Source organism: Leptotrichia sp. oral taxon 417 (assembly GCF_013394865.1).
Taxonomy (GTDB): Bacteria; Fusobacteriota; Fusobacteriia; order Fusobacteriales; family Leptotrichiaceae; genus Leptotrichia; species Leptotrichia wadei_A.
Map to the genome: position 1 here is coordinate 274,619 of NZ_JABXYV010000001.1, position 18,100 is coordinate 292,718.

General features: G+C 35.6%; 17 protein-coding genes, 8 tRNA genes, 3 rRNA genes and 1 pseudogene. 28 read left to right on the forward strand and 1 reads right to left on the reverse strand.

Translation table 11 applies throughout. The annotated features are described in order from the left end of the window. Window positions 1-92 precede the first annotated feature (92 nt). The 14 genes from HW276_RS01350 (at window position 93) to HW276_RS11670 (ending at window position 10,320) form a co-directional block, all read left to right on the forward strand. Window positions 93-746 carry a redox-sensing transcriptional repressor Rex gene (locus tag HW276_RS01350; protein ID WP_147002820.1) on the forward strand — a complete coding sequence of 218 codons (654 nt, stop codon included), beginning with the start codon at window positions 93-95 and terminating at the stop codon, window positions 744-746. Between the two features lie 97 nt (window positions 747-843). After that, window positions 844-1,701 carry a bifunctional methylenetetrahydrofolate dehydrogenase/methenyltetrahydrofolate cyclohydrolase FolD gene (folD, locus tag HW276_RS01355; RefSeq protein ID WP_147002821.1) on the forward strand — a complete coding sequence of 286 codons (858 nt, stop codon included), beginning with the start codon at window positions 844-846 and terminating at the stop codon, window positions 1,699-1,701. Window positions 1,702-1,722: 21 nt separating this feature from the next. Then, window positions 1,723-2,202: an acetyl-CoA carboxylase biotin carboxyl carrier protein gene (gene accB, locus HW276_RS01360; RefSeq protein WP_178937124.1), complete on the forward strand. Its 480-nt coding sequence runs from the start codon at window positions 1,723-1,725 to the stop codon at window positions 2,200-2,202. Between the two features lie 39 nt (window positions 2,203-2,241). Beyond that, the gene (locus HW276_RS01365; protein WP_178937125.1) at window positions 2,242-3,555 is read left to right on the forward strand and encodes a hemolysin family protein; all 1,314 of its coding nucleotides are present in this window, start codon (window positions 2,242-2,244) and stop codon (window positions 3,553-3,555) included. After that, window positions 3,542-3,994: an NUDIX domain-containing protein gene (locus HW276_RS01370; RefSeq protein WP_147002824.1), complete on the forward strand. Its 453-nt coding sequence runs from the start codon at window positions 3,542-3,544 to the stop codon at window positions 3,992-3,994. The genes HW276_RS01365 and HW276_RS01370 overlap by 14 nt, the downstream gene beginning before the upstream one ends. A 48-nt stretch (window positions 3,995-4,042) precedes the next feature. Further along, a complete protein-coding gene (locus HW276_RS01375) occupies window positions 4,043-4,573 on the forward strand; it encodes an adenine phosphoribosyltransferase (RefSeq protein ID WP_147002825.1) in 531 nt (176 codons plus the stop codon). A gap of 335 nt (window positions 4,574-4,908) precedes the next feature. After that, a 16S ribosomal RNA gene (locus HW276_RS01380) occupies window positions 4,909-6,420 on the forward strand. A gap of 38 nt (window positions 6,421-6,458) precedes the next feature. Further along, window positions 6,459-6,535, forward strand: a tRNA-Ile gene (locus HW276_RS01385). An 11-nt stretch (window positions 6,536-6,546) separates the two neighbouring features. Then, window positions 6,547-6,622: transfer RNA gene (locus HW276_RS01390), tRNA-Ala, on the forward strand. Between the two features lie 79 nt (window positions 6,623-6,701). Then, window positions 6,702-9,604 (forward strand): 23S ribosomal RNA (locus HW276_RS01395). 59 nt (window positions 9,605-9,663) lie between these two features. Beyond that, window positions 9,664-9,776 (forward strand): 5S ribosomal RNA (gene rrf / locus HW276_RS01400). Together the 16S, 23S and 5S rRNA genes with 3 tRNA genes alongside form the textbook arrangement of a ribosomal RNA operon. Before the next feature lie 16 nt (window positions 9,777-9,792). After that, window positions 9,793-9,869, forward strand: a tRNA-Asn gene (locus HW276_RS01405). Between the two features lie 80 nt (window positions 9,870-9,949). Continuing rightward, window positions 9,950-10,099: a hypothetical protein gene (locus tag HW276_RS01410; protein WP_178937126.1), complete on the forward strand. Its 150-nt coding sequence runs from the start codon at window positions 9,950-9,952 to the stop codon at window positions 10,097-10,099. 89 nt (window positions 10,100-10,188) lie between these two features. Then, on the forward strand, window positions 10,189-10,320 hold the full coding sequence (locus HW276_RS11670; protein ID WP_255460272.1) for a hypothetical protein: 132 nt from the start codon (window positions 10,189-10,191) through the stop codon (window positions 10,318-10,320). Window positions 10,321-10,351: 31 nt separating this feature from the next. On the opposite strand, the gene HW276_RS01415 is transcribed toward HW276_RS11670, so the two are convergent. Further along, window positions 10,352-10,978 (reverse strand): histidine phosphatase family protein, encoded by a 627-nt coding sequence (locus tag HW276_RS01415; protein WP_178937127.1) that lies wholly within the window; start codon window positions 10,976-10,978, stop codon window positions 10,352-10,354. Between the two features lie 452 nt (window positions 10,979-11,430). Between HW276_RS01415 and HW276_RS01420 the strand changes: the two genes are divergently transcribed. The 14 genes and pseudogenes from HW276_RS01420 to HW276_RS01485 all read left to right on the forward strand — a co-directional run bounded on the left by HW276_RS01420 (window position 11,431) and on the right by HW276_RS01485 (window position 18,088). After that, window positions 11,431-11,643: a precorrin-6A/cobalt-precorrin-6A reductase gene (locus tag HW276_RS01420; RefSeq protein WP_178937128.1), complete on the forward strand. Its 213-nt coding sequence runs from the start codon at window positions 11,431-11,433 to the stop codon at window positions 11,641-11,643. 549 nt (window positions 11,644-12,192) lie between these two features. Next, on the forward strand, window positions 12,193-12,606 hold the full coding sequence (locus HW276_RS01425) for a precorrin-6A/cobalt-precorrin-6A reductase (RefSeq protein WP_178938499.1): 414 nt from the start codon (window positions 12,193-12,195) through the stop codon (window positions 12,604-12,606). A gap of 545 nt (window positions 12,607-13,151) precedes the next feature. Continuing rightward, window positions 13,152-13,202: pseudogene (locus HW276_RS11945) on the forward strand (hypothetical protein); the annotation flags it as partial. Further along, entirely contained in the window at window positions 13,202-13,447 is a 246-nt protein-coding gene (locus HW276_RS11675; protein ID WP_255460273.1) for a hypothetical protein, read from the forward strand. The pseudogene HW276_RS11945 and the gene HW276_RS11675, both read left to right, overlap by 1 nt. Window positions 13,448-13,454: 7 nt before the next feature. Beyond that, window positions 13,455-13,640 (forward strand): hypothetical protein, encoded by a 186-nt coding sequence (locus tag HW276_RS01440; protein WP_178937129.1) that lies wholly within the window; start codon window positions 13,455-13,457, stop codon window positions 13,638-13,640. A gap of 247 nt (window positions 13,641-13,887) precedes the next feature. Beyond that, window positions 13,888-15,135, forward strand: coding sequence for an RNA-guided endonuclease TnpB family protein (locus HW276_RS01445; protein ID WP_178937130.1), 1,248 nt, complete (start codon window positions 13,888-13,890; stop codon window positions 15,133-15,135). Window positions 15,136-15,272: 137 nt separating this feature from the next. After that, a complete protein-coding gene (locus tag HW276_RS01450; RefSeq protein ID WP_178938501.1) occupies window positions 15,273-15,863 on the forward strand; it encodes a YigZ family protein in 591 nt (196 codons plus the stop codon). Window positions 15,864-16,440: 577 nt separating this feature from the next. Then, a tRNA-Glu gene (locus HW276_RS01455) sits at window positions 16,441-16,515 on the forward strand. A 42-nt stretch (window positions 16,516-16,557) separates the two neighbouring features. Next, window positions 16,558-16,632: transfer RNA gene (locus HW276_RS01460), tRNA-Val, on the forward strand. A 4-nt stretch (window positions 16,633-16,636) separates the two neighbouring features. Next, window positions 16,637-16,713, forward strand: a tRNA-Asp gene (locus HW276_RS01465). A 6-nt stretch (window positions 16,714-16,719) separates the two neighbouring features. Further along, window positions 16,720-16,795: transfer RNA gene (locus tag HW276_RS01470), tRNA-Thr, on the forward strand. Window positions 16,796-16,817: 22 nt separating this feature from the next. After that, a tRNA-Tyr gene (locus HW276_RS01475) sits at window positions 16,818-16,902 on the forward strand. A gap of 68 nt (window positions 16,903-16,970) precedes the next feature. Beyond that, window positions 16,971-17,330 (forward strand): YbaB/EbfC family nucleoid-associated protein, encoded by a 360-nt coding sequence (locus HW276_RS01480; protein ID WP_147002830.1) that lies wholly within the window; start codon window positions 16,971-16,973, stop codon window positions 17,328-17,330. 221 nt (window positions 17,331-17,551) lie between these two features. Next, complete coding sequence (locus HW276_RS01485; protein WP_255460274.1) at window positions 17,552-18,088, forward strand: MFS transporter; 537 nt, start codon at window positions 17,552-17,554, stop codon at window positions 18,086-18,088. The last annotated feature ends 12 nt before the right edge of the window (window positions 18,089-18,100 follow it).

Below are 18,100 nucleotides of genomic sequence, written 5' to 3' on the forward strand. Positions count from 1 at the left end.
AAAGTTAGGCTATATTTATAGCTAATCTATTTTTTTGAATGTTTTATTATAATTTTTAAGTGGATAATTTTCTAATTTTCATAGGAGGAAATATGAAGTTAAAAAAATTGGAAATTTCAGAAAGAGTTGTACAAAGATTGACAGAATATTTATCTATTCTAAAGGAAGCGAGAAAACAGGATAATGAAATAAATTCAATTGAACTTGCTAAAATTATGAATACCACTTCTGCTCAAGTGCGTAAGGATTTATCGACATTTGGTGAGTTTGGTGTGCGTGGAAAAGGTTATGATGTTGATAAATTGATAGAAATTATTACAGAAATTCTTGGAATTGACAAAATTAACAATGTTATAATTGTAGGGCACGGTAAAATGGGAGAAATGCTTTCATCAAATTTAGATGTTCTAGGTGAAGGCTTTAAAATTGTTGGAATATTTGACAAAGATAGTAATAAAATTGGAAAAGTAGCTGCAAATGATTTGATTGTTCAAGATATTAGAAATGTAGGAGAATTTATAAAAAATATGAAAAATGATTCTAATACGAAAATTGATATGGCAATTTTGGCAGTTGTAAAGGAACAGGCACAAATTGCAGCGGAAGGACTTGTAAAAAATGGAATTTCTGCGATACTCAATATGACGACTTATAAATTGGAACTAGGTGAAAATGTAAAAGTTGTGGATATGGATATTTCAGCAAAATTGCAGGAATTGAATTTTTGGAGAATAAATAATAATTAATTGAAAAATGTAAAAAAATAAAAGTTAAAAAATGTTGTATTAATCAAGTTTTATAGACTTTTAAAAATAATAAAAAAAGAATATTGAAAGGAGAGCTATGACTATAATTGATGGAAAAGCACTTTCAGAAAAGACTTTGGAGGAAATCAAAGAAGTACATGGTGAATTGCAGGAAAAGGCTGGCAGAAAAGCTGGGCTTGCGGTAATTATAGTGGGAGAAAATCCAGCTTCTAAAATCTATGTGAGAAATAAAATAAGAGCTTGTGAAAAAGTTGGATTTCATTCTGAAACAATCAGACTTGATGAAAATATTTCAGAGGAAAATTTACTTTTGGAAATTGAAAAATTAAATAATGATGACAATATAGACGGCATTCTGGTTCAACTGCCGCTTCCAAAGCACATTGATGAACTGGAGGTTATAAATGCAATTTCAGCAGAAAAGGATGTGGATGGATTCCATACAACAAATATTGGGAAAATGATGATTGGAGATGAAACAGGATTCTTGCCTTGCACACCCTTTGGAGTAATTCAAATGTTTGAAGAATATGGCATTGAATTGCCGGGAAAAGATATTGTTGTAATTGGGCAAAGTAATATTGTAGGAAAGCCAATGTCGCTTTTATTAATGCAAAAGCATGCGACAGTTCAAACTTGTAATTCAAGAACTAAAAATTTGTCTGAAAAGCTTCAAAAGGCTGATATTATAATAGCTGCAGCAGGATCTCCAAAATTAGTTAAAGGTTCAGATGTGAAAGATGGAGTTGCTGTAATTGACATTGGAATAAATAGGGTAGACGGGAAAATATGCGGAGATGTGGATTTTGATGAAGTTTCAAAAAAAGCCTCATTTATTACCCCAGTTCCAGGCGGAGTTGGTCCAATGACAATCGCAATGCTAATAAAAAATACATTAAAATCATACAAACAGAAAATAAACAAATCAAAATAAAAAAAGAAAGTGAGAAAATTGATGAAGGATAAAATTAAATTTATTGAAAAATTAGCTGAAAGTATGAATGAAAACAAAATTGAATCTGTAAAATATGAAGATAATAATTTTGAAGTTTCATTAACTAAGAAAAAAAAGGAAAGAAATGTTATTTTTGGAAGTCCAATAGCTCAACCTGCAGTGGCTTCAAATATTACGCAGGAAGTGGAAGTTCAAGAAGTGGAAGATTCTGCTCCAGTACAGCAAGTGGCTCCAGAAGAAATTTCGGGAACAAAAATTACCTCTCCAATGGTTGGAACTTTTTATGGTTCGCCATCACCAGCGGCAGGTCCATTTGTAAAGGAAGGAGATTCTGTAACAGAAGGGCAAACGCTTTGCATAGTTGAGGCAATGAAACTTATGAATGAAGTTAAATCAACAGTTTCAGGGAAAGTTAAAAAGATTTTTGTTAAGGATAACGAAAGTATAAAAAAAGGTCAAACATTGATGATCATTGAGTAATTTTTATAAAAAATATAAATAAAAAAGAAGGGATAAAATTTGGAAGAGAAAAGGATTTTGTTGAATATTGTTCTGTTGTTAGTTTTATTGTTTTTTACATCATTTTTATCAGCTGCAGAATCTGCATTGTCATCACTTAAACAGATTCATTTAAAAAGCGATTCAAAGGAAAAGGAAAAAACTAAAGAAAGTGAACTTCTAAAACTTTGGCTGGAAAATCCAAATGAATTGCTTACAACACTTTTGTTTGTAAAGACAATTTCTTATTCTTCAATGGTTTTTACAGGAATTTATTTAATAAAAAAAATCTATGAAAAAGGTCTTTATTTGGGGATTTCATTTTTTGTATTAATTATTTTTATTTTATTATTTTCAGAATTAATTCCAAGATTAGTAGCTAGAAATAATATTTATGGAGTTTCTAAAACATTAATAATACCGCTAAATACAGTGAGAATTGTTTTAAGACCGTTAATTCAGCTGTTTATATATATTTCAAGATTTGTTGTTGGAATATTTAAAATAAAAGTAAAGGATCAGATGTTTGAGATAACAGAAGATGAAATTTTGACTTTTTTAAAGGCTGGAACAGAAAGCGGTGTGTTTGAAGAGGGCGAAGAAGAAATGATAAGCAGTATTTTTGAATTTTCAGAAACAACCGTCAAGGAAATACTTACTCCCAGAATAGATGTTTTTGCATTGGAGGCTGAAAGCAGAATTGAAGATGTATGGAATGAAATTTTAGATCAAGGATTCACACGTATTCCTATCTATAACGAAACGATTGACAATATTGTAGGAACAGTTCATATGAAGGATTTGCTTCATTATGACAGGCAAACAGGAAATAATCCGCCTGTAAAGGATTTTATGAAGGAAGCCTATTTTGTTCCAATTACAAAGCCGCTAGTCGAATTACTGGAAGAATTTAAGTTAAAGCAGCTTCATATGGCAATTGTAATTGATGAATACGGAGGAACTCAGGGAATAGTTACAATTGAAGATTTGCTGGAGGAAATCGTTGGGGAAATAAGGGATGAATTTGATCAGGAAGAGGAAAATATTCAACAAATTCGTGAAAAAATATTTGATATTAGAGGGGACACACCTATTGAGGAAATAAATGCCAAATTGGAAATAGAAATCCCGGTGTCTGAAGAATATGATACAATTTCTGGATATATTCAGGATAAATTGGGAAAAGTTGCTGAAGTTTTCGATCAAGTTAAGGAAAATAACTTTATATTGAAAGTAACGGATGTGGATAATAAACGTGTTGAAAGAGTAAGAGCGATTATTATTGAGCAAAAAGAAGACAAAGAAGAAGTAAGGAGAGAAAATGGAAGAGATTAGACCTCGAATACGTGTAGCAGGAATTCTTATTGAGAATGACAAGATTCTACTAATCCAGCATTACAAAAATAATAAAAAATACTGGCTTATTCCTGGTGGAGGAAATGACTGGGGCGAAACTGCAAAGGAAGCATTAATCCGTGAATACAAGGAAGAAACAAATATGGATATAGAAGTTGATGAGTTTTTATTTTTTTCAGAAACTATTTATCCGAATAAAGAGCGTCACATTTTAAATTTATTTTTTAGAATACATCGCAATGAAAAAAATGACAGTATCATAAAATTAGGAGATGAAGCTGTTTTAACTGATTTGAAATTTGTAACAAAAGAAGAGCTCAAAAAAATGACAGTTTATCCAAATATTAAAGAGAATTTATTAAAATTAATGAATGGCGAAAAGGTAGAAAATTATTTAGGAAGTTTATGGAATGAATAAAAATTCTAGTATTATAATTAAAATTTCAGAAAAGAGGGAAAAAATAAAATGACAGTTGAAGAAAAAGAAGAATTAAAGAAATTAGTGCGTTCAGTGAAGGATTTTCCAGAAAAGGGAGTAACTTTTAGAGATATTACAACAGCTTTAAAGGATAAAAGAGGATTGGAAATTATCATAAAGGATTTTACAGACAGATATAAAAATAAAGGAATTGATTATGTAGTAGGTGCCGATGCGAGAGGTTTTATTTTTGGAGCTGCAATTGCATATAATATCGGTGCTGGATTTGTTCCAGCAAGAAAGCCTGGAAAATTGCCAGCAGAAGTGGAAAGTGTGGAATATTCATTAGAATATGGAAAAAATAGCATAGAGATTCACAAGGATGCCTTTGAAAAAAATTCAAAAATATTAATAGTAGATGATCTGTTAGCAACAGGAGGAACAGCCGAAGCAATGGTTAAGCTAGTGGAAAAATTAGGAGCTAAAGTTTACGAGTTAGCATTTATGATAGAATTAGTTGATTTAAAGGCTAGAGATTTGCTGAAAGGTTACGAAGTGTATACTCAGTTAAAATATTAAATAATCAAAAAACAAAGTACCTAAAAATAATATCAGGGTACTTTTTTTACAAAAAAATTTTTTAAAAGAAACTGTCTAAAATGCTTAAAATATGGTATTTAATATGGGATCTCAAATTGAATTTTGAAAAAAATCAAAAAAAATTTCAAAAAAGTAGTTGACAAACACTTTCTTTTATGATAATATATATCTTGTCGATACGAAAATGTATCAACGGACAATAGAGATATTAATAATGTAAAGAAGCAATTAAGTGTATAATCAATAAAGTCAAGTATCTTGAAAAAGATAACGTCAAGACTAATTAGGTGAAATTTAAATATATGTGAATATATTGAATGAAGAGTTTGATCCTGGCTCAGGATGAACGCTGACAGAATGCTTAACACATGCAAGTCTTTGGCGAAGCTGTGCTTGCACAGCCTAGCCAAGGCGGACGGGTGAGTAACGCGTAAGGAACTTGCCCTGCAGTCAGGGATAACAGACGGAAACGACTGATAAGACCTGGTAAAGTCAGGCGGACTCATGTCCAGCCTGATGAAAAGAGATGCTGCAGGAGAGCCTTGCGTCCTATTAGCTTGTTGGTGGGGTAACGGCCCACCAAGGCGATGATAGGTAGCCGGCCTGAGAGGGTGGACGGCCACAAGGGGACTGAGATACGGCCCTTACTCCTACGGGAGGCAGCAGTGGGGAATATTGGACAATGGGGGCAACCCTGATCCAGCAATTCTGTGTGCACGATGAAGGTTTTCGGATTGTAAAGTGCTTTCAGCAGGGAAGAAAAAAATGACGGTACCTGCAGAAGAAGCGACGGCTAAATACGTGCCAGCAGCCGCGGTAATACGTATGTCGCAAGCGTTATCCGGAATTATTGGGCATAAAGGGCATCTAGGCGGCCAGATAAGTCTGGGGTGAAAACTTGCGGCTCAACCGCAAGCCTGCCCTGGAAACTATGTGGCTAGAGTACTGGAGAGGTGGACGGAACTGCACGAGTAGAGGTGAAATTCGTAGATATGTGCAGGAATGCCGATGATGAAGATAGTTCACTGGACGGTAACTGACGCTGAAGTGCGAAAGCTAGGGGAGCAAACAGGATTAGATACCCTGGTAGTCCTAGCTGTAAACGATGATTACTGGGTGTGGGCATGAAGAGTGTCCGTGCCGAAGCTAATGCGATAAGTAATCCGCCTGGGGAGTACGGCCGCAAGGCTGAAACTCAAAGGAATTGACGGGGACCCGCACAAGCGGTGGAGCATGTGGTTTAATTCGACGCAACGCGAGGAACCTTACCAGATCTTGACATCCTGCGAAGGCCTGCGAGAGCAGGCTGTGCCTCCGGGAACGCAGAGACAGGTGGTGCATGGCTGTCGACAGCTCGTGTCGTGAGATGTTGGGTTAAGTCCCGCAACGAGCGCAACCCCTATTGCTAGTTGCCATCATTAGGTTGGGAACTCTAGCAAGACTGCCTGCGAAGAGCAGGAGGAAGGTGGGGATGACGTCAAGTCATCATGCCCCTTATGATCTGGGCTACACACGTGCTACAATGGCCGGTACAGAGAGCCGCAAGGCGGCAACGCCAAGCCAATCTTTAAAGCCGGTCCAAGTTCGGATTGAAGTCTGCAACTCGACTTCATGAAGCTGGAATCGCTAGTAATCGCAGATCAGCAATGCTGCGGTGAATACGTTCTCGGGTCTTGTACACACCGCCCGTCACACCACGAGAGTTGTCTGCACCTGAAGCTGCCGGTCCAACCGCAAGGAGGAAAGCATCTAAGGTGTGGATAGTGATTGGGGTGAAGTCGTAACAAGGTATCCGTACCGGAAGGTGCGGATGGATCACCTCCTTTCTAAGGAGAAACAAGCACTGCTTCTTTATATATCTTATGGGCGTGTAGCTCAGGTGGTTAGAGCACTGTGCTGATAACGCAGGGGTCGCTGGTTCGAGTCCAGCCATGCCCACCATAAGAAGTCTTGGGGATATAGCTCAGTTGGGAGAGCGCTGCCCTTGCAAGGCAGAGGTCAGCGGTTCGAACCCGCTTATCTCCACCAATATTATTATTTAGGACAATGGGAAATGAATAGTAGGTAAAAGATTATAACTAAACTAGAGTAAAAAGTTATTCTGGATATAAAAGCTAATAAGGGCACACGGAGGATGCCTAGGCAGCAACAGCCGACGAAGGACGTGATAAGCTGCGATAAGCCGGGAGAAGATGCACATAATCATTGATCCCCGGATTTCCGAATGGGTAAACCTGCATGCCTGGAGGGCATGCGTGAAAACGGCAAGCCTGCGAACTGAAACATCTAAGTAGCAGGAGGAAAAGAAAGTAAAAACGATTCCCCAAGTAGCGGCGAGCGAACAGGGAAAAGCCTAAACCGTGCCAGTGTCAAGCGGACAGCGTTGCTGGCACGGGGTTGCGGGACTTCCATTAACGGATTGTCATAATGTTTAATCTGCATATGTGTAAGTGGAACCAGTTGGGAAGCTGGACCGAAGAAGGTGAAAGTCCTGTAGAACATAAAGCATATGTGGAGACTGGAAGCACCCGAGTAGCGTCAGGCACGAGGAATCTGGCGTGAATCAGCGTGGACCAAATCACGTAAGGCTAAATACTGTTGTTGACCGATAGTGAAGAGTACCGTGAGGGAAAGGTGAAAAGAACCCTGAGCAAGGGAGTGAAACAGAATTTGAAACCGTGTGCTTACAAACGGTAGGAGCACATTATGTGTGACTGCGTGGATTTTGGTTAATCATCCTGCGAGTTATGGCTGGTGGCAAGGTTAATAGACGGAGCCGAAGGGAAACCAAGTCTTAATAGGGCGTCAAGTCGCCAGTCATAGACGCGAAACCTAGTGATCTAGGCCTGTCCAGGCTGAAGCTGAGGTAAGACTCAGTGGAGGGCCGAACTCACCGCCGTTGAAAAGTTGGGAGATGAGATAGGTCTAGGGGTGAAAAGCCAATCGAACTAGGAGATAGCTCGTTCTCTCCGAAATGCATTTAGGTGCAGCCTTGAACTGAGATATGTGGGGGTAGAGCTCTGTATGATCTAGGGGGCGTACTGCTTACCGAAATCAAGCAAACTGCGAATACCATATATTATGTTCAGGAGTGAGTCCGTGGATGACAAGGTCCTCGGACGAGAGGGGAACAGCCCAGACCGCCAGCTAAGGTCCCTAATTATGTCTAAGTGGGAAAGGAGGTGGACATTCATAGACAACCAGGAGGTTGGCTTAGAAGCAGCCATGCCTTGAAAGAGTGCGTAATAGCTCACTGGTCGAGAGTGCCTGCGCCGAAGATGTAACGGGGCTAAGACATAAACCGAAGCTGCGGAAGATACACCGTATCTTGGTAGGAGAGCGTTCTGTAGGCCGTCGAAGGGATGCCGCAAGGCCGTCCTGGAGGTATCAGAAGCGAGAATGCAGGAATGAGTAGCGAGAAGGCGGGCGAGAATCCCGCCGGCCGGAAGTCCAAGGTTTCCAGGGGAAGGCTTGTCCGCCCTGGGGAAGTCGGGACCTAAGCATAAGCAAAATTGTGATGGCGAATGGAAAACAGGTTAATATTCCTGTACCGCTGTTATCGCTTGAGAGACGGAGTGACGCAGGAAGGTATGCGAGAAGGCTGACGGTTTAGCCTTTCTAAGGGCCCAGCGTGGGCGTGCAGGTAAATCCGCACGCCTAAACGTGAGACCTGACGGGGAAGTGCATTTGCATAAGTCGCAGATCCTACACTGCCAAGAAAAACTTCTATCGATGAGAAGCAGCGCCCGTACTGTAAACCGACACAGGTGGACAGAGTGAGAAACTTAAGGCCGACAGGATAACTCTAGCTAAGGAACTCTGCAAAATAGCCCCGTAACTTCGGGAGAAGGGGTGCCTGACATACCTGAAGGAGAGAAGCGCTCCCAGGGGAAACAGGCCGCAGTGAAGAGTCTCAAGCAACTGTTTACCAAAAACACAGGTCTATGCTAAGCTGAAAGGCGACGTATATGGGCTGACACCTGCCCAGTGCCGGAAGGTTAAGAGGAGGAGTGAGAGCTCCGATTTGAAGCCCCGGTGAACGGCGGCCGTAACTATAACGGTCCTAAGGTAGCGAAATTCCTTGTCGGGTAAGTTCCGACCTGCACGAATGGTGAAATGATTTGAGAGCTGTCTTGGCTGGAGACCTGGTGAAGTTGTAATGCCGGTGAAGATACCGGCTACCTGCAGTAGGACGGAAAGACCCCGTGGAGCTTTACTGTAGCTTGGCATTGGGTTCTGGCAATGTGTGTATAGGATAGTTGGGAGACTGTGATGTGATGGCGTCAGCCATTGCTGAGTCGCTGTTGGAATACCAACCATATGCTGTCGGAATTCTAATCTGGCAACGGAGACAGTGCTAGGTGGGCAGTTTGACTGGGGCGGTCGCCTCCCAAAGAGTAACGGAGGCGTTCAAAGGTTCCCTCAGGCTGGATGGAAATCAGCCTAAGAGTGCAAACGCATAAGGGAGCTTGACTGCAAGACTGACGGGTCGAGCAGGTACGAAAGTAGGAGTTAGTGATCCGGCGGTTCCGCATGGAAGGACCGTCGCTCAACGGATAAAAGCTACCCCGGGGATAACAGGCTGATACTTCCCAAGAGTCCATATCGACGGAAGTGTTTGGCACCTCGATGTCGGCTCGTCTCATCCTGGGGCTGGAGAAGGTCCCAAGGGTTGGGCTGTTCGCCCATTAAAGAGGCACGCGAGCTGGGTTCAGAACGTCGTGAGACAGTTCGGTCCCTATCCACTGCAGGCGCTTGAATATTGAAAAGATCTGACCTTAGTACGAGAGGACCGGGTTGGACAGACCTCTGATGTATCAGTTGTCACGCCAGTGGCATGGCTGAGTAGTCACGTCTGGTACGGATAACCGCTGAAAGCATCTAAGCGGGAAGCCGGCTTTGAGATGAATATTCGTAGTATCCATAGAGAACATATGGTCGATAGGCTAGGGGTGCAAGTGCAGCAATGCATTTAGCTGACTAGTACTAATATTACGTCTGCTTTTAAGATAATCTTTTACTGCTGCTATTTATTTCTCATTGTCTTAATGGACAGTATATATATCTAGTTTGGTGATGATAACGACAGGGATACACCCGGAAACATTTCGAACCCGGCAGTTAAGTCTGTTAGTGCCTAAAATACTTGGATTCGTCCTGGGAAGATAGGTAGTTGCCAAACTTTTTTAAATATGTGTGTCTCCGTAGCTCAGCCGGTTAGAGCATCTGACTGTTAATCAGAGGGTCGTTGGTTCGAGTCCAACCGGGGACGCCATTTTTTTATTTGCAGAATTGATACTAAACCCTGTTAGATTAACAGAGTATAATGTGGTATAATACAATAGGGTGATAAAAATGGCAAAAGCGTATGAGATAACAGAAGAAATTTCGAATGAGATAAGAATGATTAGAAAAACAATAAAAAACAAAAGTGAAGACATAAGACTGTATGCAGTAGAATTAAGAGACTTAGGAAAGCAGTATGGCACAAATCAAAGGATTTAGAAATTTCGGGAAACATCATAATGACACATATACCGCCATATACACCAGAAATGAACCCCATTGAACAAATTTAGAAACAAATAAGACAGATGGGGTTTGGCAATAAGATATTTAGTACATTAAAAGCTGTAGTTGACAGGCTATACGATACTATAAATTTACTTACGGATGAACTGGTAAAAAGCATAACTCTTCGCGAATGGATTTATTCTGCTATTTAAACGGGGTTTAGTATAATAAATAATTATTTTTTTACAATGCTATGTATTTTTCATTTTCAAAGGTAAATATTTTGTATTGACCGTTACCGATTAATTTTCGTTCATCTAAATCATCAGCTTCTCTATTTTGGATGTGGTTAAAAAATAATTCCAATACAGTTCCGTGCGTTACAATTAGGATATTTCCTGATTTTTGTTCTTCTCTAATTTTTTCTAGGCCTTTTAAAAATCGTTCTAATCCATCTTTTAATTCTTCTCCTTTTATATTTTTGGCATTGTAATTTTTTACATCGTAAAAGTAATTATGGGCTTCTTTCGGATATTTAACGAAAGTTTCTTTAAATGTCAGACCTTGCCATTCTCCAAAGTGAATTTCGTTTAATTCAGGTAATTTTTGAAGTTTTAATTTTTGATCTGAAGTTTTTTCTTGTTCATATTTATTATTTTCTAAGATCATTTCTGCAGTAGCAATTGTTCGTCCCATTTGGCTTGTGTAACCTGCTTTAAATTTTATATTTTTAAGTTCTTTGGCAGTTTCTTTTACTTTTTCAATTCCTTCTGGAGTAAGTGGTGAGTTTAACTGACCTTGAAATTTTTCCAGTACATTCCATTCTGTTTGTCCGTGTCTGACAATGTATAGTTTTAATTTATTATTCATGTTTTTTATCCTTTCTGTAATTCTTTATATTATAGAACTCAAATTTAATTTGTTCGTTTAATAAAAGATTTGAGTAACTTAATATTTATATCATATCATAAAAATTTTTTCAACTTTTATTTTTTAAATTTTTTACTAAAGTAAGATAGTATAAGTTTTGAATTTATTTAAAAATTAGGTGATGAAGATAAAAATAATTATGATTTTTAATTTTCTTTATATGAAAAAATAATTTATTAATTTTAAGTAATAAATTAAAATTTATGAAATAAATAGCAATAAAAAATAAATAATGTGGTATAATTAGAAAGTGATAAATTGTAATTTTTAAAATTAAGCAGTTTTTTACAATTGAAATATGAAAAGCATAAAATAGTGAACAGTTTTTTATGTTATTAGTAAAAAGGGGATAATTGGAGGAATTTAAAATATAGTTAGGAAAGGGAAATTAGATGATTTGGATAATTGGAGGAACAAAGGATTCTAGAATTATTTTAGATGAGGTTATGAAAGCCAGGGAAGATGACATTGTTGTGAGTACGGCTACTGAATATGGCGGGAAATTACTTGAGGATGTGACTGAAAATAAACGGATACATATAATTTCAGAAAGATTGGGTGTATTACAAATTGAAAATTTAATTTTGGAAAAAAACATTGATTAAAATTATGGCTGGAAATTTAAGAAAGGCGATATAGTCAGCATATATAGAAATATGTATGCATAGGCAGTTTTAAAACTGTTCTAATACTGCTTGAATTGCTGGAAAACCCTAAAGCCAATTTGACTACAACATAATATCTTTTTTTGAACAAAATTTAGATATAAGTGTGAATGTTGCGAAAGCGGAAAAAATAAATTGGATGGCATAAATATATAAAGTTTATCGTGGTTAAAGCCTAAGTGCTAAAATTAAATAGAAAAATGGGCAATCAGCAGCTAAGACTGAAAAGTAAAGTTCAACGACTATCCCTTTAGGGAGTACACCAAAGCTGGTGGAAGCGGGCAGACCCAAGCAGGTGAGGCTGTGGGATAAGATATAGTCTGTGCTTAATAGAAATATTAAGAAGTTCAGAAGTATTGCAATTTATTAATATAAGAAACTGATATTAATAATATAATTACAGTATTTGAGAGAACTGCATAGGAAGTAGCGAGCCTATGTGAACGATAACTTCTAAAAATAAAATAAGTTTTAGAAGTTCAGTTAATTATTGATGCAAGTCATCCGTATGCACAAAATATTAGCAATACTGTCATTTCAATGGTAAGTTATTTAAATGAGCGGAATATTGCAGAGAAAAAGATAAAATATATAAGATTTGAAAGAAAAATATTGGATTATGGAACTGAAAATGTATTTCAGTTTAAAAGTTTGAAGGAGCTAATTGTATTTTTGAATAAATTTGAAAACAAAAATATATTGAGTACATTGGGATCAAATTCCTTAGTAGAGTTAAGAAGTATAGAAGAAAAGAATAATTTATTTATCAGGATACTTCCTACAGCGGCTTCTATACAAAATGCAGAAAAACTTGGATATTTGCCTAAAAATATAATTGCTATGCAAGGACCTTTTTCTAAAGAAATGAATGTTGCAATATTGAAAAATTATAAAATTGATTAAAACTACAACTGTAAAGTATGTAATTGAAACTAAAAATTGCAAATTAGTTTGTAAAGTATAGTCAGCGTATATAGAAATATGTATGCATAGGCGGTTTTAAAACTGCCTAATACTGCTTGAATTGCTGGAAAACCCTAAAGCTGGTTTAACGACAACATAATGTCTTGTTTAGGATAAAATAAATATGAAGATATAAGTGTGATCGTTGCGAAAGCGGAAAAAATAAACCAGATGGCATAAAAAATAGAAATGGTTAAAACCTAAGTGCTAAAAGAAAATTTATCTTAAAAACAATGGGCAATCAGCAGCCAAGACCGCAAGGTAAGGTTCAACGACTATCCCTTTAAGGGAGTACACTAAAGCTGGTGGAAGCGGGCAGGCTCAAACAGGTAAAGCTGTGGGATAAGATATAGTCTGTGCTTAATAGAAATATTAAGAAGTTCAAAAATATCTTAAAAAATATAAGATGTTAATAGAACTGCATAAGAAGCAGCGAACTTGTGTGAACATAAACTCTTTAAGAAAATAAGAGATTTCAGTATCTTATTACAAAGGAAAGTGGAGAAACAGGTGGAGAACTTCAAAAAGTTCAAGCATGTCAGGAATGTGGAGTTGGTATTTTAACAATAAAACGTCCAGTATTGGATTATGGAACAATTTTTTATTAAATAGTGCAAGAATACTTGCGACTTTAGTCGTGAGACATGTACTCGTAGGGTATGAATTGCACGAAAATTTTAGTAAGCATATAGGGAAACTTGTATGTAGACACGGAGCAAAACCGTGCAACAAAGAAACTGAATTGCTGGGAACTCTTAAAGCTAGTATAACCACAACATAATACTTAAGTGAGAAAATGGTATAAGTGTGAAGGTAGCGAAAGCAGAAAAAATATACTAGATGGTGCAAGGTTAAATCCTAAACATTATGATAATAGACAATCAGCAGCTAAGCCTGAAAAGGAAAGTTCAACGACTATCCCTCGTGAGGGGAGTACAATACAAGCGATTGGTATTGGAAGTGGTTTCGCCTAAGTCCTTGAAATAGGATATGGATAAGATATAGTCTGTGCTTGTTAGAGATAACAAGAAGTTCAAGGCTAGTCTCCTTAATTTATTAAGGAGTACATATGCCAAGAGAACTGCATAAGTAGTAGCGTACTTATGTGAACGACGCTTCCTACTGTTGTGGGGTTTTAAAAACTTTAAAAATATTTAAAAATAAACAGATAAAAGTAGAATACATGGTATAATATCTCTGATGAAAAGGAGGTGATTATATATGTATTTAACATTAAAACAACAGGTAAAACATCTTAGTAAGGAAGAATTTAAAATTTTGAAATATTTGTGCCATATAGCTAAGAATTTAAAAAATCAAGCTATATATAATGTTAGACAATATTATTTTCAAAATAAAAAGTATTTAAGTTATAACGAAAACTATAAAATGCTTAAAAATAGTGAAAATTACAAGAAATTAAATTCTAATATGGCTCAACAAATTCTAAAAGAAGTAGACGGAAGTTTCAAATCATTTTTTGGACTTTTGAAACTTGCTAAGAATGGTCAATATGATAATAAAAAAATAAAATTACCTAATTATCTTGCTAAAGATGGTTTTACAACTCTTGTTATAGGTTTTGTAATATTAAAAGATGATATTCTGATAGTTCCTTATTCAAATTCGTTTAAGAAAACTCATCAGGAAGTTAAAATTAAGCTACCACCAGTATTAAAAGACAAGAAAATAAAAGAGATTAGAATAATACCAAAACAACATTCTAGGTACTTTGAAATTCAATACATTTATAAAGTAGAAGAAGTTCAAAGGGAATTAAATAAAAACAATGTACTAGGAATAGATTTAGGCATAGACAATCTATGTACTTGTGTTACAAATGCTGGAGCTTCATTCATAATAGATGGTAGAAAATTAAAATCAATAAATCAATACTATAATAAGACAAATGCAAAATTACAAAGTATAAAAGATAAGCAAAAGATTAAGCGAACGACATTAAGACAAAAGAAAATAACTAGAAAGAGAAATAATCGCATAAATAATTATCTTTCAAAAGCAGCAAGAATAATTATAAATCATTGTCTTAATAATGATATAGGAAAACTAGTTCTAGGATGTAACGAAGATTTTCAAAGAAATTCAAATATAGGAAGTATAAATAATCAGAACTTTGTAAATATACCATATGGAAAATTAAGAGATAAATTAATATATCTATGTAAACTATATGGAATAGAATTTAAGCTGCAAGAAGAAAGTTATACATCAAAAGCAAGTTTCTTTGATGGAGATGAAATTCCAATATATGATAAAGAAAATCAAAAAGAATATATATTCAGTGGAAAAAGGATAAAAAGAGGACTATATCAAACAAGTGCAGGTAAACTCATAAATGCAGATTGTAATGGAGCATTAAATATTCTAAGAAAAAGTAAAGTTGTGGACTTAAATGTCCTATACAATAGAGGTGAGCTGAACACACCTAAAAGAATAAGGGTAGTGTAAAGCTATCAAACTTCTTAGAAAATTTTTGAATATTTTTAAAGATTTTAGAACCCTGCGATTTTAGTCGTGGGAGGTTCAGACGATTAAAGAATTAATTGAATATGTAGTGAAATCATAAAATGAAAGGAGAATTAGGCTTGAAGAGTGTACAAAAGGAAACGGTAATTGAATTTGAAGAAAAGAAATCTAAATTTATTGGATACATTAAACCAGTTTCAACAGTGGTTGAAGCAGAAAAATTTATCGATTCAATAAAAAAAATGCATCCGACAGCAACTCATAATGTCCCGCTTTATAGAGTTATAGAAAGTGGACAGGAGTACTTTAAATACAATGATGATGGCGAACCTGGCAATACAGCTGGAAAGCCTATGGCGGAAATACTGAAAATTTTGGATATTTATAATGTTGCATTAGTTGCTACAAGATATTTTGGCGGCATAAAACTTGGAGCTGGTGGACTTATAAGAAATTATGCTAAAACTGCAAAATTGGCTGTTAATGAAGCCGGAATTGTGGAATATGTAGAAAGATCTATTTTTATTTTGGACTATGATTATGAAAATACTTCTGAAATAGAAGCATTTTTAAGTGGAAATAGCCAAAAATTTGGGGTAGAAATATTAGAGAAAAACTATTCAAATAGAATAACAATGAAAATATTGGCAAACGATGAAATTGAATCTGAACTAAATAGATTGCAGAAAATTATTGTAATAAAAATGTAGAAAAATTTGGGTGTATTGTCAAATCATGCATAACAAAAAAGTAAAAATAATGTAAAAAATATTTTTTAAGAGGCTGTCTCATAATTCAAAAATAATTTTACTAACATAAATATTAATATATTTTAAAAATCAATAGATATTATTTTTATTGATTTTATAAATATGGTAAAATATATAAAATTTATGATTTAGGAATTTTATTTATTTTATGAAACAGCCCTATTTTTTTTCTTATTACTGTGTTGTCAAAATAATATTCATTCTGATGAATAACAGTCCAATATTTTCTTATATCCTCTATTTAATGCATTCTATATCCTTGGTACTTTTTTCTTTATTTTATTCATGCTGTAAAAATTTCCGTATCAAACCATTTATATTCTCATTTGTTAAGAAATTTTGGTATATCATTTACTATGTTTTTTTTATATATTTTTTTGTTGTGATTGATTATCCAATACACCTTAAAAAAAATCAAAAAAAATTTTAAAAAAGTAGTTGACAAATAGATTTAAATATGATATTATATTTCTTGTCTGTGAGTGGTAAAAAAATAAACAGATAAAAGAATAATTGTGCGGCCTTCGTCTAGTGGTTAGGACTCCAGGTTTTCATCCTGGCAACAGGGGTTCGATCCCCCTAGGCCGTACCAAAATTAAAACTGAATATAAAATATTAAATGGTGATTATTTATGGTCGCATAGCTCAGTTGGGAGAGCACCTGCCTTACAAGCAGGGGTCATTGGTTCGAGCCCAATTGTGACCACCATTATGGAGGTGTAGCTCAGCTGGTTAGAGTGCTTGCCTGTCACGCAAGATGTCGCGAGTTCGAGTCTCGTCACTTCCGCCATTTAGTGCCGCTTTAGCTCATCTGGTAGAGCAACTGACTTGTAATCAGTAGGTGGTTGGTTCGAGTCCGACAAGCGGCACCACTATTTAAATTTAGAATGTTGTGGAGAGGTTCCCGAGTGGCCAAAGGGATCAGACTGTAAATCTGCCGGCTCAGCCTTCGAAGGTTCGAATCCTTCTCTCTCCACCATTTTTTTTTATAAAGATAAAAATTGTTATAAATATATAAATCATAATTCGTAGGAGGAATTATTAGCTATGGTTAGAAAAATAAAAGGAGCTGGAAATAAATCAGGTGGAAGCCAACAGGATATAATTAAACAAGCTCAAGTAATGCAACAGGAAATGTTAAAGATCCAAGAGGGATTAAAGGATAAATTTGTAGAAAGTTCTGTAGCTGGTGGTGGAATCACTATTAAAGCTAATGGTCAAAAAAAATTAGTTGATTTATCAATTTCTTTGGATGTTTTAAAAGATGCAATTGAAGAAAATGATTCGACAATTGTTTCAGATTTAATTATAAATGCAGTGAACGAAATCATGGATAAAGCTGAAGAAATGGCTGAAAAGGAAATGGAAGTAGTTACTGGTGGAGTAAATATTCCAGGATTATTTTAAGAAATAAAATTTTAAATAAATATTTTTATTAAAACCAGAGTAGTGTCTGGTTTTTTATTTTTTCATAATTAATTTTAAAAAAGTATTTGATACTAAGCCCCATTTAAAAATAGAAGTTATATTCTAACAAGAGATACTGAATCTTTAAAAAAAGTTTATAATCAGTTCGGTGTTTAAATGGGAAATAGTATGAGATGTAAAAAAGAAAGGAGATGGAACAAATGAAAAAAAATATAAATAGAATGATAATAATGATGTTTTTATGTATGGTTGTATATAATTTAGGACATCCAGGAACACCTGACCTGATTCAGATGAGAGGCTGGAAAAAGAGTATTTCCGGAGAGTTTTTAGCATTTATGAGTACAGCAATGTTTATTTCTTCGCCTTATCTGGGAGCATTGGCAGATAGATTTGGAATGAAGAGGATTTTTGTGCTTATGCCGTTTTTTTATGGGATTGCCCAGCTTGTTTTTGGATTTGTTACAAGTCTTCCTATTATATTTTTAGCTCGAATAGTTGCAGGATTTGTTTCGGGAGGAACTTTTGCAGTAGCTTTTGGATATGTCAGTCAGTTATCTGAAAAGGAGGAGAAGGCAAAAAATATAGCTAAAATCAGTTCAGCAATTGTAATTGGAGGGGCGATTGGGCAAAAAATCGGAGGAATTGTGGCAACTGCTGATCCTAGGTATTCTTTTGGGCTGCAGTTTATTTGTGGGGGCATTTTATCGCTTTTTATTTTGGTATTTATTAAATAGTGCAAGAATACT